The 22,402-nt window shown below is 61.6% G+C and carries 22 protein-coding genes; 15 read left to right on the top strand and 7 right to left on the bottom strand.

Annotated features, from left to right (window positions below):
- Positions 1-52: 52 nt before the first annotated feature.
- The 6 genes from H7R73_RS03905 (at position 53) to ilvN (ending at position 5,202) form a co-directional block, all read left to right on the top strand.
- Complete coding sequence (locus tag H7R73_RS03905; protein WP_010673155.1) at positions 53-676, top strand: TetR/AcrR family transcriptional regulator; 624 nt, start codon at positions 53-55, stop codon at positions 674-676.
- Between the two features lie 125 nt (positions 677-801).
- Positions 802-1,305 carry a phosphatase PAP2 family protein gene (locus tag H7R73_RS03910; RefSeq protein WP_010673156.1) on the top strand — a complete coding sequence of 168 codons (504 nt, stop codon included), beginning with the start codon at positions 802-804 and terminating at the stop codon, positions 1,303-1,305.
- Entirely contained in the window at positions 1,302-2,411 is a 1,110-nt protein-coding gene (locus H7R73_RS03915; protein ID WP_029313827.1) for an MJ1255/VC2487 family glycosyltransferase, read from the top strand. Before H7R73_RS03910 ends, H7R73_RS03915 begins: the two co-directional genes overlap by 4 nt.
- Positions 2,412-2,446: 35 nt before the next feature.
- Positions 2,447-2,599 carry a hypothetical protein gene (locus H7R73_RS03920; protein WP_010673158.1) on the top strand — a complete coding sequence of 51 codons (153 nt, stop codon included), beginning with the start codon at positions 2,447-2,449 and terminating at the stop codon, positions 2,597-2,599.
- A gap of 390 nt (positions 2,600-2,989) precedes the next feature.
- Positions 2,990-4,708: an acetolactate synthase 3 large subunit gene (locus H7R73_RS03925; protein WP_010673159.1), complete on the top strand. Its 1,719-nt coding sequence runs from the start codon at positions 2,990-2,992 to the stop codon at positions 4,706-4,708.
- The gene (gene ilvN / locus H7R73_RS03930; protein WP_010673160.1) at positions 4,708-5,202 is read left to right on the top strand and encodes an acetolactate synthase small subunit; all 495 of its coding nucleotides are present in this window, start codon (positions 4,708-4,710) and stop codon (positions 5,200-5,202) included. The genes H7R73_RS03925 and ilvN overlap by 1 nt, the downstream gene beginning before the upstream one ends.
- Before the next feature lie 467 nt (positions 5,203-5,669).
- Here the strand turns inward: ilvN and pta are convergent, their stop codons facing one another.
- Both pta and H7R73_RS03940 read right to left on the bottom strand, forming a co-directional pair.
- A complete protein-coding gene (gene pta / locus H7R73_RS03935; protein ID WP_041211116.1) occupies positions 5,670-7,823 on the bottom strand; it encodes a phosphate acetyltransferase in 2,154 nt (717 codons plus the stop codon).
- A gap of 70 nt (positions 7,824-7,893) precedes the next feature.
- Entirely contained in the window at positions 7,894-9,096 is a 1,203-nt protein-coding gene (locus tag H7R73_RS03940; RefSeq protein WP_010673162.1) for an acetate kinase, read from the bottom strand.
- Positions 9,097-9,397: 301 nt separating this feature from the next.
- Here H7R73_RS03940 and yfbV point away from each other — a divergent pair, with 301 nt between their 5' ends.
- Positions 9,398-9,838: a terminus macrodomain insulation protein YfbV gene (gene yfbV, locus H7R73_RS03945; protein WP_029313829.1), complete on the top strand. Its 441-nt coding sequence runs from the start codon at positions 9,398-9,400 to the stop codon at positions 9,836-9,838.
- A gap of 52 nt (positions 9,839-9,890) precedes the next feature.
- Here yfbV and H7R73_RS03950 read toward each other — a convergent pair whose 3' ends face one another.
- From H7R73_RS03950 to H7R73_RS03960, 3 genes are all read right to left on the bottom strand, one after another.
- A complete protein-coding gene (locus H7R73_RS03950) occupies positions 9,891-10,391 on the bottom strand; it encodes a YfbU family protein (protein WP_039040945.1) in 501 nt (166 codons plus the stop codon).
- Between the two features lie 194 nt (positions 10,392-10,585).
- Positions 10,586-11,050, bottom strand: a complete 465-nt coding sequence (gene bcp, locus H7R73_RS03955) for a thioredoxin-dependent thiol peroxidase (protein ID WP_010673165.1) — start codon at positions 11,048-11,050, stop codon at positions 10,586-10,588.
- Positions 11,051-11,073: 23 nt separating this feature from the next.
- On the bottom strand, positions 11,074-11,607 hold the full coding sequence (locus tag H7R73_RS03960) for a glycine cleavage system protein R (RefSeq protein ID WP_010673166.1): 534 nt from the start codon (positions 11,605-11,607) through the stop codon (positions 11,074-11,076).
- 188 nt (positions 11,608-11,795) lie between these two features.
- On the opposite strand from H7R73_RS03960, the gene dapA reads away from it, so the two are divergent.
- The 3 genes from dapA to H7R73_RS03975 all read left to right on the top strand — a co-directional run bounded on the left by dapA (position 11,796) and on the right by H7R73_RS03975 (position 15,066).
- A complete protein-coding gene (gene dapA / locus H7R73_RS03965) occupies positions 11,796-12,683 on the top strand; it encodes a 4-hydroxy-tetrahydrodipicolinate synthase (protein ID WP_042881197.1) in 888 nt (295 codons plus the stop codon).
- The gene (gene bamC, locus H7R73_RS03970; protein WP_103260765.1) at positions 12,676-13,794 is read left to right on the top strand and encodes an outer membrane protein assembly factor BamC; all 1,119 of its coding nucleotides are present in this window, start codon (positions 12,676-12,678) and stop codon (positions 13,792-13,794) included. Before dapA ends, bamC begins: the two co-directional genes overlap by 8 nt.
- Positions 13,795-13,962: 168 nt before the next feature.
- Complete coding sequence (locus H7R73_RS03975; RefSeq protein ID WP_182951479.1) at positions 13,963-15,066, top strand: phosphoribosylaminoimidazolesuccinocarboxamide synthase; 1,104 nt, start codon at positions 13,963-13,965, stop codon at positions 15,064-15,066.
- Positions 15,067-15,189: 123 nt separating this feature from the next.
- On the opposite strand, the gene H7R73_RS03980 is transcribed toward H7R73_RS03975, so the two are convergent.
- Positions 15,190-15,792, bottom strand: coding sequence for a short chain dehydrogenase (locus H7R73_RS03980; RefSeq protein ID WP_043152536.1), 603 nt, complete (start codon positions 15,790-15,792; stop codon positions 15,190-15,192).
- A 97-nt stretch (positions 15,793-15,889) separates the two neighbouring features.
- Here H7R73_RS03980 and H7R73_RS03985 point away from each other — a divergent pair, with 97 nt between their 5' ends.
- The 4 genes from H7R73_RS03985 (at position 15,890) to H7R73_RS04000 (ending at position 18,821) form a co-directional block, all read left to right on the top strand.
- The gene (locus H7R73_RS03985; RefSeq protein WP_182951480.1) at positions 15,890-16,792 is read left to right on the top strand and encodes a LysR family transcriptional regulator; all 903 of its coding nucleotides are present in this window, start codon (positions 15,890-15,892) and stop codon (positions 16,790-16,792) included.
- A gap of 74 nt (positions 16,793-16,866) precedes the next feature.
- Positions 16,867-17,490, top strand: a complete 624-nt coding sequence (locus H7R73_RS03990; protein ID WP_103260763.1) for a DUF2057 domain-containing protein — start codon at positions 16,867-16,869, stop codon at positions 17,488-17,490.
- A gap of 73 nt (positions 17,491-17,563) precedes the next feature.
- Complete coding sequence (locus H7R73_RS03995; RefSeq protein WP_039040966.1) at positions 17,564-18,010, top strand: HIT domain-containing protein; 447 nt, start codon at positions 17,564-17,566, stop codon at positions 18,008-18,010.
- Between the two features lie 118 nt (positions 18,011-18,128).
- The gene (locus H7R73_RS04000; RefSeq protein WP_029313837.1) at positions 18,129-18,821 is read left to right on the top strand and encodes a DUF3334 family protein; all 693 of its coding nucleotides are present in this window, start codon (positions 18,129-18,131) and stop codon (positions 18,819-18,821) included.
- A 61-nt stretch (positions 18,822-18,882) separates the two neighbouring features.
- On the opposite strand, the gene H7R73_RS04005 is transcribed toward H7R73_RS04000, so the two are convergent.
- Entirely contained in the window at positions 18,883-19,881 is a 999-nt protein-coding gene (locus H7R73_RS04005; protein WP_103260762.1) for a DUF2860 family protein, read from the bottom strand.
- Positions 19,882-20,083: 202 nt separating this feature from the next.
- On the opposite strand from H7R73_RS04005, the gene arcB reads away from it, so the two are divergent.
- The gene (gene arcB / locus H7R73_RS04010) at positions 20,084-22,396 is read left to right on the top strand and encodes an aerobic respiration two-component sensor histidine kinase ArcB (protein ID WP_039040952.1); all 2,313 of its coding nucleotides are present in this window, start codon (positions 20,084-20,086) and stop codon (positions 22,394-22,396) included.
- Positions 22,397-22,402: the final 6 nt, after the last annotated feature.

Below are 22,402 nucleotides of genomic sequence, written 5' to 3' on the forward strand. Positions count from 1 at the left end.
CCGCACAATCAGATCGACTTATCAGCCCTTGCTGAATTATCTGAGGTATTCCATGGAAAAACGCAGACCTGGCCGTCCAGTCGGACGTTCCGACATTCGTGACAAGCTGCTTGCCGCCGCACGCGAACGTTTTCTCAACACCCCCTACAGCAAGGTGACGACCCGCGAGATTGCCGAGCTGGCAGGCTCCAATCTGGCGATGATCCACTATTACTTCGGCAGCAAGGAAGGCCTCTACAAGGCGGTGCTGGGGGATGTGGCCGAGCCCCTTGAGCAAGCTTGGCACGACGAGAGCAGCAACCGCAGCCTGACCGATCTGCTCAACACCTACTATCAGGTGATGGCGCCCAACAGCGAGCTGACTTCCGCCATCTCCAGCGCATTGTCCACTGAAAAGAGCCCGGGGCGTGATTTTGTGCTGAGCCGCCTGCTGGATCGCCAACTTCCCCAGTTCGATGCCCTGCTCGAATCCATGCGCTCCAACGGCCAGCTGGCGGACAACCTGGACCCCGAGATGCTGAAGATCTCTTTCCTCAGCATGATGTGGCAGCCTTTCGTGATGAAGGATCTCTACGAACAGGTGTTTGGTCTGACGGTGGACGAGCACTTCATGAGCCGCCTCGCGGCCCACAACTGCCGCCTGATGGAAAACGGCCTGCGCGGTGCCCTGAACTGACTTTTTCGGGATGACGGATGAAAAAGGGCCCCTGGGCCCTTTTTTTCATCAATCTGTTATCTGGGCGTCAACGAAGTGTCATGCCGCCCTCCTAGTCTGCACTCAGGATGCAAGGGAGGGCCGTGATGAACAAGATCCAGCAATGGGACCTGCGGGTGTGCCGTGTCTGCCTGCTCCACCCCTACAATCAGCCGCAGGCCAGGATAAGCCGGCTTGTCTCCCGTACCGGTGACGGCCCCCTCTATGCCGTGGCGGCCTGCCTGCTCTGGTGGCAGGGGAGCGCCGGGCAGGAGGCGGTCAGGGTGGCGCTCTGGGCGTTTGCCCTCGAGTTGCCGCTCTACCTGCTGCTCAAGAATGCCCTCAAACGCCAGCGCCCGGCAGGGCTGCCTGTCTTCATCACCCCGTCGGATCGTTACAGCCTGCCCTCTGGCCATACTGCGGCCGCCTTTCTGATGGCGACCGTAGTGGCCGCCAGTTTCCCGCTCTGGGCACCGCTGCTGTTTGTCTGGGCCGCGCTGGTGGGGGCGTCCCGCCTGCTGCTCGGGGTGCATTATCTGAGTGATCTGGTGGCCGGGGCGCTGCTTGGCGGTGGTTGCGCCCTCTGGGCGCTGGGTTGGAGCCAGGGATGAGGATACTGTTCGGCGTTCAGGGGACCGGCAACGGCCACATCAGTCGTAGCCGGACCCTGGCGCGCGCATTGAAGAGCAGGGGCGTGGCGGTGGACTATCTGTTCAGCGGGCGCGCCGCCGACGGCTACTTCGAGATGGGGGAGTTCGGGGATTATCGCACCTTCCCCGGTATCACTTTCGCCAGCCATCAGGGGCGCATCTCGGGCTGGCGCACTCTCAAGGGACTCTCTCCCCTGCGTTTCTGGCAAGATCTGCGTGCCCTCGATTGTCGCGAGTACGATCTGGTCATCAGCGACTTCGAGCCGCTCAGTGCCCATGCTGCTCGCCGCTGGGGCAAACCCAGCCTCACCATCAGCCATCAGGCGAGCTTCGACTGGCCGATCCCACGTTGGGGAGAGAGCGGCTTCAACCGCCAGCTGATGCGCCATTTTGCGCCGGTACGCCAGTCCCTGGGACTGCACTGGTTCCATTTCGGCCAGCCCCTGCTGCCTCCCATCGTCGATCCCCTCGAGCCGGTGCCGGACAACCAGCAGATCCTGGTCTATCTGCCATTCGAGCAGACAGAGACGATCGCGGCCCTGTTGTCGCGTTTCAGCACGCAGTCGTTCATCTGCTTCCATCCCGAGGTGCGCAAGCGCAGCGAGTGGCGCAACATCCGCTTTGAACCTCAGGCAAGAGAGGGGTTCAAGCTGGCGCTGGCCGGTTGTCGCGGGGTCATCAGCAATGCGGGATTCGAGCTTGCCTCCGAGGCGCTCTCCCTTGGCAAGAAGCTGCTGGTCAAACCCCTGGGTGGCCAGTTCGAGCAGTTGACCAACGGCAGGACCCTGGAGCTGATGGGGCTGGCCCAGTTGATGGACAGCCTGGATGCCAATGCGGTGCGAAGCTGGCTGGAGGCCCCTTCTCCTGGCAGGGTACGCTATCCCGATGTGGCAGGAGAGCTGGCCGACTGGTTGCTGGCCGGGGCCGGGGAGGAGGTGGGGGCGCTCTCCCGCCGCCTCTGGGGCAGGACTCTCTTTCCGGAGGAGGTGTGTGACAGCCTGGGGGAGCTTGCCAGCCGTACCGGCCAAGAGCGTCCCTGGTTATCCCAACTCAGCGCCTTTGACTAAACTGAGTCGATCCCACCACGGAGAGGACGGACACCATGCGCTTTACCAATGAAAACGGCGACACCATGACCCTGGCAGACAATCTCACCCTGCATGAGCTGCTCGACATGGGTGTCAGCATTTCGGTCTGCGAAGAGACGGATCCGGATCAGCAGATCTGGCTGGCAGAACCCGAAGACGAGCAGTGAAACCAGCCAGTTTTTGACGGCCCACCCCCTCGGGGTGGGCCGTTTATTTTGTTCCTCACCGACGCGGGCAGCATGATCCGCTGGTTGTTCCCCCCAGGGCCCCTCTTTGTTGCCCGTCTGGTGGCCAAGTCACTGAATGTTAATAGCTGTTTGAAATTTATGACTGTTATGGCCAGACAAAGCCGTGGACAAGCGTTCACGGGCGGGTTAAGTTGGTTTTTCACCCGCTTTTCGGGTGAATGATGGAAAACCCCTATTTTTCTACTATCGACGGCTCCGAACTCGCCTGATCTGCCTGCAGACAACAACAAGACTCGGATCGGCGCTGCCGGGAAGCAGCGGACTGTCGATAGCTTTCGCTTAACGGAGCAAAGCCTGGAGGGCTTTATCATGGAGATGTTATCAGGCGCCCAGATGGTGGTTAGAGCGCTGGAAGATCAGGGAGTTGAGCACGTTTTCGGCTACCCTGGTGGCTCAGTGCTCGACATCTATGACGCTCTCTTCGAAAACGGCAAGATGGAGCATGTCCTGGTGCGGCATGAGCAGGCCGCAGTGCACATGGCGGACGGTTATGCCCGCTCCACCGGCAAGGTGGGCACTGTGCTGGTGACCTCGGGTCCCGGCGCCACCAACTGCATCACGGGGATCGCCACCGCCTACATGGATTCCATTCCCCTGGTGATCCTGTCCGGCCAGGTGCCGACCAGCATGATCGGGGAGGATGCGTTCCAGGAGACCGACATGATCGGCATCTCCCGCCCGGTGGTGAAGCACAGCTTCCTGTGCAAGAAAGCCAGCGACATTCCCGAGGCCATCAAGAAGGCCTATTACATTGCCGCCAGTGGCCGCCCGGGGCCGGTGGTGGTGGATCTGCCCAAAGACGTGCAGAATCCGAAAGAGAAGTTCCCCTATCAGTATCCCGAGTCCGTTTCCCTGCGCTCCTACAATCCGACCAAGGCCGGACACAAGGGTCAGATCAAGCGGGCTGCCAAGCTGCTGACCGAGGCGAGCCGCCCGGTCATGTACGTGGGTGGCGGCGCCATCAACGCCAATGCGGATCACCTGGTGACCAAGCTGGCGGAGCTGCTGAACCTGCCGGTGACCACCACGCTCATGGGGCTGGGCGCCTTCTCCGGCACCCATCCGCAATTCATCGGCATGTTGGGGATGCACGGTACCTTCGAAGCGAACAAGAGCATGCACAACGCGGATCTCATCTTCGCCGTGGGTGCCCGCTTCGATGATCGCGTGACCAACAACGTAGCCAAGTTCTGCCCCAACGCTACCATAGTCCACATCGACATCGACCCCACCTCCATCTCCAAGACGGTACAGGCCCATGTGCCCATCGTCGGCTCGGTGGAAACCGTGCTGGAACAGATGCTGGAAGTGATCCGCGAGTGCGGCTTTGACAACGACAAGCAGGCGCTGGCGGACTGGTGGGAGCAGATCAACCAGTGGCGTTCCCGCAACTGCCTGGCCTACGAGACCCATCCCACCCTGATCAAGCCGCAGCAGGTCATCGAGACTCTCTACAAGGTGACCAAGGGGGAGGCCTTCGTCGCCTCCGACGTGGGCCAGCACCAGATGTTTGCCGCCCTCTACTACCCGTTTGCCAAACCGCGCCAGTGGATCAACTCCGGCGGTCTCGGCACCATGGGCTTTGGCATTCCCGCCGCCATGGGCGCCCAGTTTGCCAACCCGGAAGCCGTGGTCTGCTGCGTCACCGGCGACGGCTCGGTGCAGATGAACATTCAGGAGCTCTCTACCTGCATGCAGTACGGGGTGCCCATCAAGATCATCTCCATCAACAACCGTGCGCTGGGCATGGTCAAGCAGTGGCAGAAGATGTTCTACGGTGGCCGCCACAGCCACTCCTACATGGAATCCCTGCCTGACTTCGTCAAGCTGGCGGAAGCCTATGGCCACGTCGGCATCGCGGTGAGCGATCCGGCGGAGCTGGAGAGCGCCATGGAGAAGGCCTTTGCCATGAAGGACAGACTGGTGTTCATGGACATCTCGGTCGATCCGGACGAGCACGTCTATCCGATGCAGATCAAATTTGGCGCCATGGACGAGATGTGGCTGAGCAAGACGGAGAGAACCTGATGAGACATATAATTTCCGTTCTGCTGGAGAACGAATCCGGTGCCCTGAGCCGTGTGGTAGGCCTCTTCTCCCAGCGCGGCTACAACATCGAGACCCTGACGGTGGCCCCCACCGAGGATCCCACCCTGTCCCGCATGACCATCGTCACCATGGGGGATGAGCGGGTACTGGAGCAGATCCAGAAGCAGCTGCACAAGCTGGTGGACGTGCTCAAGGTGTGCGATCTCAGCGAAGGGGAGCACATCGAGCGGGAGATCGCGCTGGTCAAGGCGCGCGCCGCCGGTGGTGCCCGTGACGAACTGAAGCGGCTGGCGGACATCTTCCGTGGCCAGATCGTCGACGTCACCCCCGAGCTCTACACGGTGCAGCTCGTCGGGACCAGCGAAAAGCTGGACGCCTTCATCAAGACGGCTGCCCAGACCAACGAGATCATCGAAGTGGTGCGCTCCGGTGTCTGCGGCATCTCCCGGGCGGACAAATCCCTGCGTCCCTGATGTGGCCGGATGTGAAAATAGCTGTTCAAGGGCTCTTCGGAGCCCTTTTTCGTGTCTGGCAGCGTGGGGGCGCTGGTAGGGATGCAGTCCACAGCATCAGGGGGCTATCGAGGGGGTGAAAGAGAAGGGAGAAGGGAGGGTCTTCACCTGTCATTTTCTTTCAAATGATCGGTAAACTATCCACAAAAGCTGTGGAAAACTCTGTAGATTAGCGGTGTGTCTGGCGTTAGTTGCATGATCTTAAAAGGATATTTCAATTTGATCCTGGCTGGATCGCATTTGTGCAATCCCCTGGCGAGGGTGTGAGCGTTTGCTTATCCCTCGTGCCTTGCCAAGGGCGGAACGCGGATCTGTCCGTAGATCCGGACGGGATCCCGACCTGATCTTGCTGATCAACATTTCTGGGCGCGAGCCATAAAAAAACCCGCCTCTCGGCGGGTTTTTCATTGCATCGGACTGCGGGTCGATTACTCGGCCTGGGCTGCCTGGATGCCGGTCAAGGCGATGGTGTAGACGATGTCGTCCACCAGGGCGCCACGGGAGAGGTCGTTGACCGGCTTGCGCATGCCTTGCAGCATGGGGCCGATGGAGACCAGCTCGGCGGAGCGCTGTACCGCCTTGTAGGTGGTGTTGCCGGTGTTCAGATCCGGGAACACGAACACGGTGGCCTTGCCGGCAACCGGGGAGTTCGGTGCCTTGGACTTGGCGACGTTCTCCATGATGGCCGCATCGTACTGCAGCGGGCCGTCGATGATGAGGTCGGGACGCTTGGCCTTGGCCAGCTCGGTCGCTTCACGCACCTTCTCCACATCCGCGCCGGCGCCGGAGGTGCCGGTGGAGTAGGAGATCATGGCCACGCGCGGCTCGATGCCGAAGGCGGCAGCGGAGTCGGCGGACTGGATGGCGATCTCGGCCAGTTGCTCGGCGGTGGGATCCGGGTTGATGGCGCAGTCACCGTAGACCAGCACCTGATCCGGCAGCAGCATGAAGAAGATGGAGGAGATCAGGGAAGAGCCCGGGGCGGTCTTGATGATCTGCATCGGCGGACGGATGGTGTTGGCAGTGGTATGCACCGCACCGGATACCAGACCGTCGACCTCGTTGCGCTCCAGCATCATGGTACCCAGTACCACGTTGTCTTCCAGCTGCTCGCGGGCAACCACTTCGGTCATGCCCTTGTTCTTGCGCAGCTCGACCAGACGGGCCACGTAACGCTCGCGTACGGCAACGGGATCGATGATCTCGACGCGGTCGGTCAGGATCACGCCCTGCTGTTCAGCGACGCGGCGGATCTCGTCCGGGTTGCCCAGCAGCACCGGACGGGCGATACCGCGCTCGGCACAGATGGCGGCCGCCTTGATGGTGCGCGGCTCTTCCCCTTCCGGCAGCACGACGCGCTTGTTGGCCTGACGGGCCAGCTCGGTCAGCTGATAGCGGAAGGCCGGCGGGCTCAGGCGACGGGAGCGGGTGGACTTGGCGGAGAGAGACTCGATCCAGTGCTTGTCGATGTGACCAGCAACGTAGTCCTGCACCAGCTCGATACGCTCGCGGTCATCTTCCGGGATGTCGACGTTGAAGTTCTGCAGGCTGACGGCGGTCTGCCAGGTGTTGGTGCCGGTGATCATGATCGGCAGACCGGTGGCCATGGCCTGTTGGCACAGGGCCATCACCTGGGGTTCCGGATGGTAGTTGCCGGTCAGCAGCAAGGCACCCAGCTTGACGCCGTTCATGGCGGAGAGGCAGGCGGAGACGATGACGTCGGAGCGGTCGCCGGAAGTCACCAGCAGGCTGCCTGGACGGAAGTGCTCGATCATGTTGTGGATGGAGCGGGCGCAGAAGGTCACGGTCTGCAGGCGGCGGCTTTCCAGCTCACCCTTGTTGATGATCTTGGCGGCCAGGTGCTTGGCGAGATCCTTGGCGCGCGGGGCGATCAGCTGGGTGTTCCAGGGGATGCAGCCGAGGATGCGCAGCGGGCTCTTGCCGAAGACCTGCAGCACTTCCAGGTTGTGGCCGGTATCGGCGCCGTGGTGGTGCGCTTCGAACATCTCGGTCAGGTCGGGACGGGTCACGCCGTGCTCGTCAACCGGGGCACCCACCTTGTTGATGACGCAGCCCACGATGCGCGGGTTGTTGACGCCACCGAAGTTGGAGCAGGCCAGCTCGATGCGCTCTTTGAGCTTCTGGCTGGAGTCGTTGCCCGGATGGGTCACGAACACCATGTCGGCGTCCAGCGCCTTGGCGACGTCGTAGTTCAGCTTGTTGGCAAAGGGTTGCTTGTCGGTCGGAACCAGGCCCTCGATCACCACCACTTCGGCACCGCTGGTCTTCACGTGCTCTTCGAAGCGGGCCACGATCTCTTCCAGCAGGATGTCGGTGTTGCTGGAGGTGATCATGTTCTCGGCGTAGGAGAGGGCGAACGGCTCGGGCGGGTTGATGTTGGCAGCGGCGCGGATCACGGCGGTGGAGCGCTCGGTACCGGTTTCACCCGGACGCGGCTGGGCGACCGGTTTGAAGAAGCTGACATTGACACCGTGACGTTCCATGGCGCGAACGACGCCAAGACTCACGGAGGTTACGCCGACACCAGTGCCGACCGGGATGAGCATAATAGTGCGTGCCACTTATTACCCCTTGTTCATTTTTTGGGATCAGGAAAAGGCCGCCCTGGGGCGGCCTTGCTCTACAGCTAATTTATGCGCCGACCAGTTCCAGCGCGTCGTGGGCGATGACCCACTCTTCGTTGGTCGGGATAACCAGGGCCTTGGTGGAACCAGCCTTGGTGATCTCGCCGCCCTTGCCGAAGCGAGCCTTCAGGTTGGCGTCGTGGTCGACGTCAAAGCCCAGCAGGCCCAGCTTGTTCAGGGTGATCTCACGGATCGGGGCGGAGTTCTCGCCGATGCCACCGGTGAAGACCACGGCATCCAGACGACCGTCCATGGCGGCGGCGTAGGCACCGATGTACTTGGCCAGACGGTAGCAGTACACGTCCATGGCGCGCTTGGCTTCTTCCTTGCTGTCGTAGTTGTCTTCAACGAAACGGCAGTCGGAGGTGACTTCGGTCAGACCCTGCAGGCCGGATTCCTTGGTCAGCATGGTGTTGATTTCGGCAACGCTCATGCCCAGCTTGTCGTGCAGGAAGAAGATGATGGCCGGATCGATGTCACCGGAACGGGTACCCATCACCAGGCCTTCCAGCGGGGTCAGGCCCATGGAAGTGTCGACGGACTGGCCGTTCTTGATGGCGCAGACGGAGCCGCCGTTGCCCAGGTGGCAGTTGATGATGTTGAGCTCTTCCACCGGCTTGTTCAGCTGCTTGGCCGCTTCCAGGCTGATGTAGTAGTGGCTGGTGCCGTGGGCGCCGTAGCGACGGATGCCGTTCTCTTTGTAGAGCTTGTACGGCAGGGCGTACAGGAAGGCTTCTTCCGGCATGGTCTGGTGGAAGGCGGTGTCGAACACGGCGACGTTCTTCTCGGCCAGTTCCGGGAAGACCTTCAGGGCGGCACGGATACCGATCAGGTGAGCCGGGTTGTGCAGCGGTGCGTAAGGAATGGCGGCTTCGATGCCGGCAATGACGTCATCACAGATGCGAACGGAGGAGGTGAAACGCTCGCCGCCGTGTACCACGCGGTGGCCGATGGCGATCAGGTTCTTGGACAGTTCCGGGTTGAGCGGCAGGATCTTGTGAACGATGAAGTCCAGCGCTTCCTGGTGAGCGGCACCGGCACCCAGATCAGCGTTGCCTTTCTCGCCGTTCAGCTTCCACTTGATGCGGGCGTCGTCGAGGTTGAAGCATTCGGCCAGGCCGGACAGCAGGTCATCACCGGTGGTTGCGTCAATGACAGCAAACTTCAGGGACGAGCTGCCACAGTTAAGAACAAGAACCAGCTTACTCATGAATAAATCCTATCGCAGATTGGGTTGGGTTGGAGGATGCGCCGGACGCGGTGCGTCCAAAAACTATCAACTTATCCTTATGAGGGTTGGCAATCTGTTGCTTGCCCCTTGTATAGTGATACAAGACCCGAAATTCAGACGTCCCTGACTGGTCAGTGGCCGTGCCCCAGCTTAAAAATGGGCGTACAAAGGATAACCTGATTGTTGAAAAATAACAAAGTCATCCTCAACCTTTGTTATTACCTCTCAAATATTGTCGAGGTTTTGCCGTTAATGCGTTCGAAAAGAGCTCGGAGGTAGCATGAGCATGAACATTTTTGGAACTAAATTACAGCAAGGCCGTCATTATATGACTCTTTGGCCGCGCCGTCCCGAGCTTAATTCCATGTTCCCGGAGAATCGGGTGATCAAGGCCACCGAATTCGCCCTCAAGGTGATCCCGGCACTGGCGGTGCTCAGCGTCATGGTGCAGTTCCAGTTTGGCGAGCTTCATTACTGGCCCTCCGTGATGGCGTCCGTGCTCTTCCTGCTCAGCCTGCCGCTGCAAGGGTACTACTGGCTCGGCCAGCGCGCCGATACCCGGCTGCCCCCCTCCCTCGCCACCTGGTATCGGGAGATAAACGGCAAGATGAACGAGCAGGGCGGTCAACGTCAGCTGGTGGCCCGTCCCCGCTACGAAGAGCTGGCCGATACCCTCAACGCCGCCTTCAAGCAGCTGGACAAATCCTTCCTCTACGAATGACTTTCCGAAGTCAGACTGACGACAAAGGCGCCCTCAGGCGCCTTTTTCACATTCAGGCGGCCAGCACCTTGCTGATCTCCTGGATGGAGAGCTTGTACTGACGGGGGCACTGACGCCAGACCGCCAGCATGCGCTGGTACTTGTCCCGCATGGCGATGTCGCTGGAGAGCTCGTCACAGGGGCAGGGCAGTTCGGGGAAGCGCTTGTCCACTTCCAGCAGGAAGCAGACGTAATCCGCCAGTTCCCGCTCCTGGCTGCGGCTGTAGCCGTTGAAGGCAAGGCGGCTCTCGTTGACATCGGCCCGGGCGCTGGCATCCAGGTTGCCCCAGGAGATGGCCAGTGCATGGTGCAGCTCCAGGGTGTCCAGCACCTCCTGGCAGGTGGCGAGATCCAGATGGCCGAAGCTCTTCTCCAGCTCGAGGATCTGCAGGCAGTAGCCGCGCTCGACGATGGTGCTGGCACGCTGGTAAAACGCCGCCTTTTCCGGATTGAGTTTGGCCAGGATCTCGTACTGGTTGCTCAGGATCAGGCGTTCGGTGTGGCTCATGTTCATGGGCTGTCTCGCTGGAAAATGAATCTGGGGTCACGTTAACCCATATCCAGGATGAATTTTTTGATCTGAGAGGGGAGGTTGGCGAGAAAAGGGGGGAAGAGGCGCCCTGGTGAGCCGCCAGAGAGTGGGGCTGATGCCGTAGTGAAACGAGCAGGGCCCGCCATGGCGAGCCCTGCAACATTGCCGCTGGCGGCTTAGCCCTTGACGAGGTCGAGCACCACCTGATGGTGATCGCTGGTCTTGAACTTGTCGAAGCGATGGGCAACCTTGCCCTCTTCGTCGATGAGGAAACTCAGGCGATGGATGCCGTCATACTCCTTGCCCATGAACTTCTTCGGGCCCCAGACGCCAAAGGCATCGGCCACCGCGTGATCCTCATCGGCCAGCAGGCGGAAGTTGAGGTTGTCGCGCTCCTCGAACTTTTTCAGGCGCTTGGCGCTGTCCGGGCTGATGCCGAGCACCACCACATTGAGGGCAGCCAGCTCGCTATTGACGTCGCGCAGACCGCAGGCCTGGGTGGTGCAACCCGGGGTCATCGCCTTGGGGTAGAAATAGATCAGCACCTTCTTGCCGCGCAGGTCGGCGAGGCGAACCTGATTGCCGTCCTGATCGGAGAGGGAGAAATCGGGGGCCTGGGTACCAGCTTCTAGTGGTGACATGGGGTCTCCTCGGATAAACGCCGTCAGGCGTACTTGTGATTGACGATGAATTCGAACGACTCGGCGCCCAGTCCACGACAGAAATCGGCGAAGGCTGTCTTCGAGCCAGGCTCTTCTCCCTGCTTGGAGAGATTCAACTGAAAGTTCGCCTTGAGCAGGTTGAAGGGCTGCTGTTCCAAGGTGATGGTCTGCATGGCCTGGATGTCCCAGCCGTGATCGCTGAAGAACTGGGTGCACTGACTTACGATGCCCGGCTGATCCCGGATCAGCACCTCTGCGCTGGCGCTGATGTCATATTGCAGGGAGTGGTGGCGCTCGGTGCGTTTCATCATGGTGATGAGATCCCACTCCTGGCTGCGCAGTGGGAGGCTGATTTCCAGTTGCATCAGGCTGTTCCAGTCACCGGACAGCAGCATGATGAAGGTGAATTCGTTGCCGAAGATGCCAAGACGGCTGTCGACAATGTTGCAACCGCAGCCACTGACGTGACGGGTCACCTCATTGACGATGCCAGGCCTGTCCGTGCCGATGGCCGTTACGACCAGGTAGTGAGTCATAAATCGTCTCTCGTCCATTATTGAGAATGCGTTGACCGCGGGTGCCGGCACCCTGCCGTGAGGCCTCTTGTGCGCTCGTGCATTCATACGTTTTGTGCCGGATGGTAACACGGCTTGTCCCGTGCCTCCCTTGTTTTTCAAAAGGGGCAGCTTTACCATTACGCCCCTGAAAATCGGGAGAATTATCCATGTTACGCGGTAGTATTGTTGCGCTCGTTACCCCCATGCTGCCCTCGGGCGACATCGATTGGGTCAGTCTGGCAGCGCTGGTGGAATATCATGTGGATGCCGGGACCAGCGCCATTGTCGCCGTGGGAACCACGGGAGAGTCGGTCACCCTGAGCGAGCAGGAACATATCGCCGTGGTTGAGAAGACGGTGGAATACGCCGCCGGACGCATTCCCGTCATCGCGGGCTGCGGCTCCAACAATACTGCTCACGCCATCGCCCTCTCCCGGCGTTTCGCCACCATGGGCGTGGTGGCGGGTCTCTCGGTGACCCCCTATTACAACAAACCCACCCAGGAAGGCCTCTATCGTCACTATTGTGCGATCGCCGAGGCTAGTGGTCTGCCTCAAATTCTCTATAATGTGCCCGGTCGCACCTGCTGTGACCTCAAACCCGAGACGGTGGCCCGTCTGGCCAAGGTGCCCGGCATCATAGGTTTGAAAGAAGCGACTGGCGATCTTGGCCGTACCCCGCTGCTGCGCGAACTGTGCGGGCCGGATTTTGCGCTTTATAGTGGCGATGACGCCAGCGGATGTGATTTTATGCTGCAAGGGGGCGATGGTGTCATTTCGGTCACCACCAATATTGCGGCGCCCCAGATGGCCGACATGTGTCGTGCTGCCCTGGCCGGTGATGCCGGGCAGGCTCATGACATCAACAATCGATTGATGCCGTTGCATCAGACTCTGTTCTGTGAACCGAGTCCCATCCCGGTGAAATGGGCCTGTGCCCGGCTGGGATTGATGGCGACGGCGACCTTGCGTCTGCCCCTGACCGATCTCACCCCCGAGGGGGAAGCGGCGATGACGCGAGCACTGACGACTGCGGAGTTGATGGCGAGTGTTTAAAGCAAATGGAAAGGGAAATGCAGTGCGCCTGGTACTGAGTGTCGCGACGGTGGCCGTGCTGGCTGCCTGCAGCTCACCCCAGGAACGCAAAATGGCCAACCGTGGCTTCGAGTATGAAGAGAGCCGCCTCGAAGGCCGCGCCTTCCTTGTGCCCGCCGGGTTGAGTACCCCCGCCTTTAACAGCAATTTCGACATTCCGGCCCTGCCCGAGAGCAGCCGTGAGGGCGCCCTCGGGGCCAAGGTGGACGTGCGTCCGCCTGCCCAGTTGCTCACCGTGGTGCCCGGCAGCCAGGTGGTGGCCAATGCCAGCGAGCCGACCGTCGCCTTCTATGCCCTCAGCACCTCCCAGAGCGTGGAGCGCGATACCTGGGCCTTCCTGATGAACTTCCTGGCCGAACACAAGGTCACCACCGAGAAGCTGGATCAACAGGACGGCGTCTTGCAGACCGGCTGGTTTGACAACTCGGCGGTGCTCGATGGCTGGGCGGAAGATGACGATGACTTCAAGATCCGTCAGCGTTACCAGTTCACCCTGCGCAACGATGTGCAGCGCCACGCCATCAAGATGTCGGTACGGGTGCTGGATCACGAAGAGACCATCGACGGCGAGACCAGCACTGTGCTGACGCCGGCGGACGCCCAGCGTTATGCTACCCGCGCCCTGAACCAGTTCTCCCTCTATTACGACAAGCAGCTCAAGGCCCGTGAACAGCACAAGTCCAGCGATGGCATGGGGCTGGAGCTGGGTCTGGACAACAACGAGCTGAGCGCCTGGATTGCCGAAGGGTCGTTTGACCAGGTGTGGCGTCGCCTCAATCAGGTGCTGCCTGCCTATGGTTTCACCATCAAGGACACCCAGCAGTCTCTGGGCTGGATCGACGTGGAGTACGACGAGCCGGACAGCGAGTTCTGGAAGGCCAAGGGAGCGGAGCCCTTCAAGCTCGAGGAAGACAAGTATCGCTTCCAGCTCGGCGAGATGACGGGCGGCAAGACCTCCATCACCCTGTTCGACAAGGACAAGAAACCTGTCGCATCCGGTGTCATCTCCCAGATGTACATCAGCCTGTCCGAGGCCTTTGCCAAGGGCTTGGCCGATCAGGGAACAAAATAAGCATGAAAACAGGGGCCTCGCGCCCCTGTTTTGTTATGCCCGGCTCGCCGCAGGGCCTGCGTGTCGGGCCGATGGCAAGGAGCCTTCGGGCTTGATGATGTGAATCCCCCACAGACAGGGGCCTGTGCGCCTGTCTTACTAGTCCCACAACAGGAAGTGTTATTAGCCATGAGTCTTGCAGATCAAGTATTGGCGGTGAACGACGATTTGCCGATCCGTACCGATAAACCTGTCCATTCCGGCAAAGTGCGCAGCGTCTACTGGTTGACCCCCGCAGACAGTGCCCGACTCATCAAAGAGAAAGGCTATGATGTGCCGGCCGATACGCCCCTCGCCCTCATGGTGATCAGCGACCGCATCTCGGCCTTCGACTGCATCTGGCAAGGGGTGGACGGGCTGAACGGCGTCCCGGGCAAGGGCGCGGCGCTCAACGCCATCTCCAGCCACTGGTTCAAGCTGTTCAAGGAGAAGGGACTGGCGGACAGCCACATCCTGGACATCCCGCACCCCTTCGTCTGGATCGTGCAAAAGGCGCGTCCCGTGATGATCGAGGCCATCGCCCGCCAGTACATCACCGGCTCCATGTGGCGTGCCTACAAGGATGGTGAGCGGGAATTCTGCGGCATCACCCTGCCGGAAGGGCTCAAGAAGGATCAGAAGCTGCCCGAGATCCTCATTACCCCGTCCACCAAGGGGATCCTCAAGGGGCTGGATGGCGTGCCGGAAGCGGACGACGTCAACGTCTCCCGCGGCGACATCGAGCGCCACCATCAGGCCTTCGGCTTCCGCTCCCCGGCGGACATCGACCGCTACGAGGCGCTGCTCAAAGAGGGCTTCAACGTCATCAGCGAGGCGCTGGCTGCCCTGGATCAGGTCTTCGTCGACACCAAGTTCGAGTTCGGTTACGTGACCGATGCCGCCGGTCGCGAGAAACTCATCTACATGGATGAAGTGGGCACCCCCGACAGCTCCCGCATCTGGGACGGCGCAGCCCTTCGCGGCGGCGAGATCATCGAGAAGTCCAAAGAGGGCTTCCGCCAGTGGCTGCTGAACCACTTCCCGGATCCGGACATCCTGCTCAACAAGAACCGCATGCCCGAGCGCTTCGCCCTGGCCCGTGACAACAAGCTGCCCACCGAGGTGATGATGGATATCTCCCGCACCTATGTGGGGATCGCCGAGAAGATCATCGGTCAGCCGCTGGTACGCAGTGCCAATCCGAAGCAGGAGATCATCGAGGTACTGCGGGAGCAGTACGGCCTGATCGACTGAGGCCGACCGCTTTTTTTGCCGCAGGTGAACAAACGTTTGCCGGTGGCAGGGGAGGCGCTTGCAACGCAGATGACAAAACGGGCCCCATGACGGGGCCCGTTTTCATTGGGTTGTCCGGAGCGCTCAGCCATTGACCCGGAAGATCTGACCGGTCTGTACCCCCAGTACCGATTTCTTGTAGGCCTGGGCCACCCGGGCGGCGGGTACCGGCACGAAGCCCGGGAAGAAGTCGGCATACTTGCCCATGGACTCTTCCAGCACGGTGGGGCTGACCACGTTGATGCGAATGCCCCTTGGCAGCTCGCAGGCGGCACCTTTCACGAAGTGCTCGATGGCACCGTTGATGGTGGTGGCGCTCACCCCCCAGTGGATGGGCTCCTCGCTCAGAATGCCGCTGATGAGGGTGATGGAGCCACGGTCGCTCAGGTGGGCAATGGCGGCCCGGGTCAGGTTGATCTGGCCCATCAGCTTGCTCTGAAGCCCCACCTGCCACTGCTCGTCCGTCATCTCGGTCAGGGCATTGAAGGCGACGCTGCCGCTGGCGACCACCAGGGCATCGAAGGATCCAATCTGCTCGAAGAGCGCCCGGATGGAGGCGGGGTCGCGCATGTCCACTCTGGCATCCCCCTGGCTGTGACCGACCCGGATCACCTGGTGATCCTGGGCAAGCAGTTCGCTGACGGCGGCGCCAATGGTGCCGGAGGCACCCACAATCACAATCTTCATATCTATCGCTCCTGGTTGAGATGAGTTGATGATAGCGGGATAAAAAGGGAGAAAAAGCGCTTATGATGAACCCATTGTTTCCATATTGGTGCTAATGATGGATATCACCCACCTGGCCAGTTTCTATGAAGTGGTGCAACGGGGCAGTTTCTCCGCCGCTGCCGATGCCCTGGGGGTGAGCAAGGGGATGCTGAGTCGCCATGTCAGCGCCCTGGAGTCCGCCCTCAATGCCCAGCTGCTCCAGCGCACGACCCGCAGACTCAGCCTGACCGAGGCGGGGCGGGTGCTTCACCAGCAGGCCGGCGAGATCTTCGCCCTGGCCCGGGAGGCGGAGGAGGGGATCCGCGCCCTGACCGAGGAGGACAGCGGCCGCCTGCGCTTCACCTGCCCGGTCAGCACGGGGGACCGCATGGTGAGCGAGCTGCTCGCCCGTTTTGCCGAGCTGTGCCCCGGCGTCCAGGTCGAGCTCAACTTCACCAATGCCATGATCGACATGAGCCAGGGGGAGAATGACATCGCCCTGCGGGCCATGGAGCTGATCCCCGACAACCTGGTGGCCCTGTCGCTCGGCAGGCTCAAGGATGTGGTGGTGGCAAGCCCCGCCCTGCTGGCGCGGGAGGGGATCCCCGCCACTCCCTATGAACTGGGGGGTCGCTCCTGCCTGCTGCAGGGCCACAACCCGGACTGGGAGCAGTGGCACTTTCGCCAGGGGGAGGAGGAGGCGCACATCCTGGTGCAGGGGCGAGTGCGGGCCAACCACTACAGCACCCTGCTGCAACTGGCCCGGGCGGGCATGGGCTTTGCCAAGTGTCCACTGATGCTGGTGGAGGCCAGCCTGGCCCGAGGGGAGCTGGTGGCCGTGCTGACGGAGTGGCAGACCGGCCTGCACCCGATCCATGTGCTGCACGCCCAGCAGCGCCGGGTGCCGCGCAAGATCCGGCTGTTCAAGCAGGTGCTGGCCCAGTGGTTTGCCGAGCGGCCCCATTATCTGCTGGGGTGAGCCTGCATCCCGTTATTTTTCTGTCATCTGGGGCTGCTACCCTGCGCCCTTCATCGCGAAAGGAGAGTCAGGGAATGAAGCGTCATCAGGGTTGGGCAGGGGTTGCGCTGCTGTGCTGCGGCGGTGTGCAGGCCGAGGTCAGGGTCGAGGTGCCCCGGGATTTCCAGATCCTGGCGGTGAGCGCAGGCAAGGTGCAGGACGAGCAGCATGCCGTGCTGGCCGACGGAGAGCAGCAACTGCTGGTGCGCTACGAGGGGGTGATCCCGAGTCGCAACAGCAGCGACAACGATCGCCAGGTTCGCTCCGAGCCCCAGGTGCTTCGCTATGAGGCACGCGGGCAGTCGGTGCGCCTGCAGGCTCCCGTGCCTGCGGACGAGGCCGGGATGGAACGCTACTCCAGGGCCCCTGTCCTGGGCCTGGTGGCGGGGGGGCAGCCCCTCGAGGTGCGCCAGGATACGATGATGGTGCAGGGGATGCAGATCGGCATGGACTGGCATGCCAGGCTGATGGAGTACAACCGTGGCGAGGGGCCTGCCGTGCTCGCCGGTGCGGCGGATGTGGCAGCGGCCGCCGTGGCGACGCCCCGGGCCTCCTCCGTGCCTGCCAGCGCCCTGGAAGGGCAGTTGCAACAGCTTTTCCTGCAGGCGGACCCCGCGCTTCGCAAGCGCTTCATCGGTTGGGCCGTGCCGCGCCTTTAAGTTTGCTCCCCGTTGCAGTAACGTGGGCACATCTTTGATTCCCGATGTGCCCATGTTGATCAGCGAGGCCCCCATGTTTGAATTGCACCCCCGCCTTCAGGCGGATACCCGGATACTCGGGGATCTGCCCCTGTGCCGCGTCCTGCTGGCCAAAGACAGCCAGTATCCCTGGCTGATTCTGGTGCCCCGGGTCGCCAACCTGCGGGAGATCCATCATCTGGCCCCCGAGCAGCAACAGCAGTTGATGCAGGAGTCCTGCGCCGTCGCCACCCTGATGGAGCGGGCACTCGGCCCGGACAAGATCAACGTGGCGGCCCTCGGCAATCTGGTGCCTCAGCTGCACCTGCACCACGTGGCCCGCTTCAGCTCGGATGCGGCCTGGCCCGGTCCCATCTGGGGTGCCTGTCCCGCCATTCCCTATGAGGAGCAGGCCTTGCAAGGGGCGGCTGCCAGTTGGCAAACCCGTCTGGCTACCCTGGATGGATTTCAGCCATTTCTGACTGATAATCCAGTCAAGTGAGAGGTGGCTCGCGCTTTGGGCACCGGGATCACGCAATCTGTTAGCGTATCGCGTCGGTGCATGGTGACATGGGCGACACGAGTGACAGCCCCATTATTTCGATCAGCAGGAAGGTTCCATGATAGTGACAAGATCCGAGGATGATGCCGTATTGACCACAGAGGACGTACTGCTGAGCCTGTGCAATTCGGTGACGAGCGTATTGAGTGCGGCGACCCAGACCCAGGTGCGCTTCTCCGGCATGGTGCAGCGGATCAGCAAGACCTGCCTCAAGCCTGACATCGGCTGTTTCGTGCTGTTTGACGGCGGCTTCTCCGGGCTGGTGGTGATCAACTTCTCCGCCGCCGCGGCCATGGAGCTCTACCAGAGCTACATGCTGAGCATGGGGCTCTCCAAGGAGGATCTCGCCATCTCCCACACCTCGGACGAGGTGAGCAACGTCATGGGCGAGCTGATGAACCAGATTGTCGGCAGCTTCACCACCAAGGTGGGGCGCGAGCTGCAGACCCACATCACCCAGAACCAGCCCAAGATGCTGGCGCTCAACAAGCAGGTGATGCTGAGCGTCGACACCAACCTCGACAATCCCGAGACCCGCCGGGTGACCTTCTTCACCGCCAGCAACAACATCTTCTATCTGGAGCTGGCCATGGACAAGACGGAGTTTATCCGGATCCATGATGGCGGCGTGCAGGAGGAGGTGGATCCCGACGAGCTGATCGCTCAGGCCAAGCAGTCAGCCAAACCGGCACCGGCGGCCGCGCCGGCGAGCAACGAGCACGACGATCTGCTGGATTCCCTCGGCATCTGATGGTCGAGGGTTGTGCAAATGAAGAGGCCACCCCGGGGGTGGCCTCCTTGCTTGGTACGGGTCAGAAGTTGTAAAGCAGCCCGGTACTGAAGCGAAGCGCCTCGGCATCGTAGAAGTCGATGTCGGAGTCGGCGCTGGAGTAGGCCGCGGTGAAGGTGGCGGCAAGGGGTTTGATGCCGAACAGGTTGTGCCAGAAGAAGGTGCCATTGAGGGCGAACTCGCTGGCATCGGCGCGCTGGCCGAACAGGGGATTCGCCTCGTCATACTTGCGCTTGCCGGCGTAGAGGTTGCTCACGATGGACCACTGGGAGGCACGCTTGGCATAGGTCAGCTGCAGACCGGTGTTCTTGAAGCTCTCCGCACTCCCGTCCAGGCGGGCCTCCTTGTAGAGGAAGGCGGGCTCCAGCAACTGGTCGCCGCCGAAGTGGTACTGGTAGGAGAGTGCCAGGTCGTGGACCTTGCCATTGCGGCTCAGCATGGAGGCGTAGTGGGTGCCGTGGGTCAGGTCATATTGCTGGCCACTGCGCTCCTCGTCGAGCTCCACTTCCCGGCTGGTCAGGGTGGCGTAGACGTTGCTGCCCCAGATCCTGTCCCAGGCAAAGCGCACCCCTTTCGAGGTGAGATCGGTGGCGCTGCGATCCACGCCGGTGGCGAAGGGATCGCTCCACACTTCCACCGGCATGAGGTTGAACACCAGGGAGGTGGCGACGATACCCTTGTCACCCATCTCCTGGCGCAGACCGAATTGCTGGGTAAAGTCGAAGCGCACCGCGTCCTGGATGAGGTTGCCGAGGAAGACCTGGGTGCGGGTATCGGCGAAGGTGTAGCGGATATCGGCATTGAGCAGCGGGCTCAGACCGCTTTCGCGGCCGGGGGAGCCCAGATCATCGATACGGCTGTTGCTGTCGTCACCGGCATAGAAGTTGGACTTGTGGCTGCCGGCATTGACCCCGCCCAGCAGAAAACCGGACCAGCCGGTCTGGCGGGGGATCTCCCCCAGATCGGCGTGGGCGGTGGTGGCGACCAGCAGGCCAAGGCTCAACAGAACATGATTTCGCATCGGGTATGCTCCTGACATAACGAATGAGAAGGGTGACAGTGCGCCCCGGTATCCCGGTGGAACCGGTGCTGACTGAGGCATGGCAGGCATGCTACCCCAGCCGGAGTGTGACGTTAATCAATAATTGAATACGCGACGGACAAGAGTTCATGGCGCCGTACTGGTATCCTGTTTGCGCAAGAAAAGGGGAGAAAACAACGAGATGAAGCAGATCAAATCCTGGGCGCAATATTACGTCGACCTGATGACCAAGCTGGGACTGGTGCGCTTCAGCATGTTCCTGGCCACCGCCATCATAGTGCTGGCCGTGTCGATCCAGATGGGGGTGACCCTGTTTTTGCGCGGCACCGTGGACATTGTCGACCTGGTGCGCTCTGTCTTCTTCGGTCTGCTGGTGACCCCCTGGGCCGTCTATTTTCTCTCCATCGTGGTGGATCAGCTGGAGGACTCCCGCCAACGGCTGACCCGGATGGTGCGCAAGTTGCAAGACATGCGCGAGCGGGATCTCGAGCTCAACAGCCAGTTGCAGGAGAACATCAGCCGGCTCAACGCCCAGATCGCCGAGACCAACCGGGCCGAGACCCTGCGCCAGCAAGCCATCGAGGATCTCGAGAACGAAGTGTTCCAGCGGGAGAAGGCCCAGCTGCATCTGGGGGAGCGTACCGCCCTCTTGCGCTCCTTCATCGACTGCTCCCCCGATCTGGTCTATTACCGCAACGAGGACGAGCAGTTCTCCGGTTGCAACCGCGCCATGGAGGAGCTCACCGGCAAGGTGGAAGCGGAACTCATCGGCCTGACCCCGTTCGATGTCTACAAGCACGACATCGCCAGCAAGGTGGTGGAGACCGACAAGCAGGTCTTCGCCCAGAACGAGCCGCTCACCTATGAGCAGTGGCTGGAGTATCCCGATGGCCGCAAGGCCTACTTCGAGCTGCGCAAGGTGCCCTTCTTCGACCGCTTCGGCAAGCGGCTCGGCCTGCTCGGCTTTGGTCGCGACATCACCGAGCGCAAGCAGTACCAGGACAAGCTGGAGAAGGCGAGTCGGGACAAGACCACCTTCATTTCCACCATCAGCCACGAGCTGCGCACCCCGCTCAATGGCATCGTCGGCTTAAGCCGGATGCTGATGGATACGCCCCTCGATGCCAGACAGCAGCAGCAGCTCAAGACCATCCACCTGAGCGCGGTGACGCTCGGCAACATCTTCAACGACATCATCGATCTGGACAAGCTCGACCGTCGTCGGCTGGAGATTGCGCCGGCTCCGCTGGATTTGCCCGCCTTCCTCGACGAGCTGGAGACGCTGTCGCGCATCCAGGCGGAGCAGAAGGGGCTCTACCTGCACTTCGACCGGGACGGCGACATGCCCCAGTTCGTGATGGCGGACGGCACCCGGCTGCGTCAGGTGCTGTGGAACCTGGTGGGCAATGCGGTCAAGTTCACCGATGAAGGGGGCGTCACCATACGCTGTCTCGCCCACGCCGCTGATGAACCGGGCAAGCTGGCGCTGCACTTCGAGGTGGAAGACACCGGGGTGGGCATTCCCCGTGCCCAGCAGGAGAAGATCTTCGCCATGTACTATCAGGTGCAGGGCAAGAAGCACGCCACCGGCACCGGCATCGGTCTTGCGGTCTCCCGCCAACTGGTGCAGGCCATGGGCGGTCAACTCTATGTGGACAGCGACCCGGGCGAAGGCGCCTGCTTCACCGCCGAGCTGGAGGTGGACTGCGTCGAGCCCAAGGCCGCGGCCCCGGAGCCCGAGATGCCCTCCCTCGACATCCTGCTGGTGGAGGATGTGGAGCTCAACGTGACTGTGGCCTGCGCCCTGCTGAACAAGCTCGGCCATCAGGTCAAGGTGGCGCGGGATGGTGCAGAGGCGCTGGCCATGGCCAACCCGGATGATTTCGACTTGATCCTGCTCGACATCCAGCTGCCGGACATGACGGGGTTCGATGTGGCGGAGCAACTGCTCGCGCGCTACGGCGACAGCCTGCCCCCCATGGTGGCGCTCACCGCCAATGCCACCGGCGATCGCCAGTACTACCGGGATCACGGCATGCAGGATGTGATCAACAAGCCGCTGGGCTCCAAGGCGGTGCGGGAGGTGATAGGCCACCTGTTTGCGGATCTCGCCGGGGACGAGGCGGACGAGCAGGACGATGTCCACCATCAGGATGCCCTGCTGGATCTGCCCTTCCTCACCGATTACGCCAGTACGGTCGGCAAGCCGGTGCTGCTCTCCAGCGTCGAGCTGTTCGAGAAGATGATGCCGGACTACATGGCGGTGCTCGACTCCAACATGATTGCCAGGGATCAGGCCGGTGTGGTGGAGGAGGCCCACAAGATCAAGGGGGCGGCGGGCTCAATCGGCCTGCGCCGGTTGCAGCAGACGGCCCAGCTTATCCAGAGCCCGGATCACCCCGCCTGGTGGGAGAACGTGGAAGACTGGATTGAAACCCTGCGCCGGGAATACCCGGGTGACATCGCCCGCCTGCGGCGCTGGCTGCTCTCGTAGACACGA

The organism is Aeromonas sp. WP2-W18-CRE-05 (assembly GCF_014168615.1).
GTDB lineage: Bacteria > Pseudomonadota > Gammaproteobacteria > Enterobacterales > Aeromonadaceae > Aeromonas > Aeromonas caviae.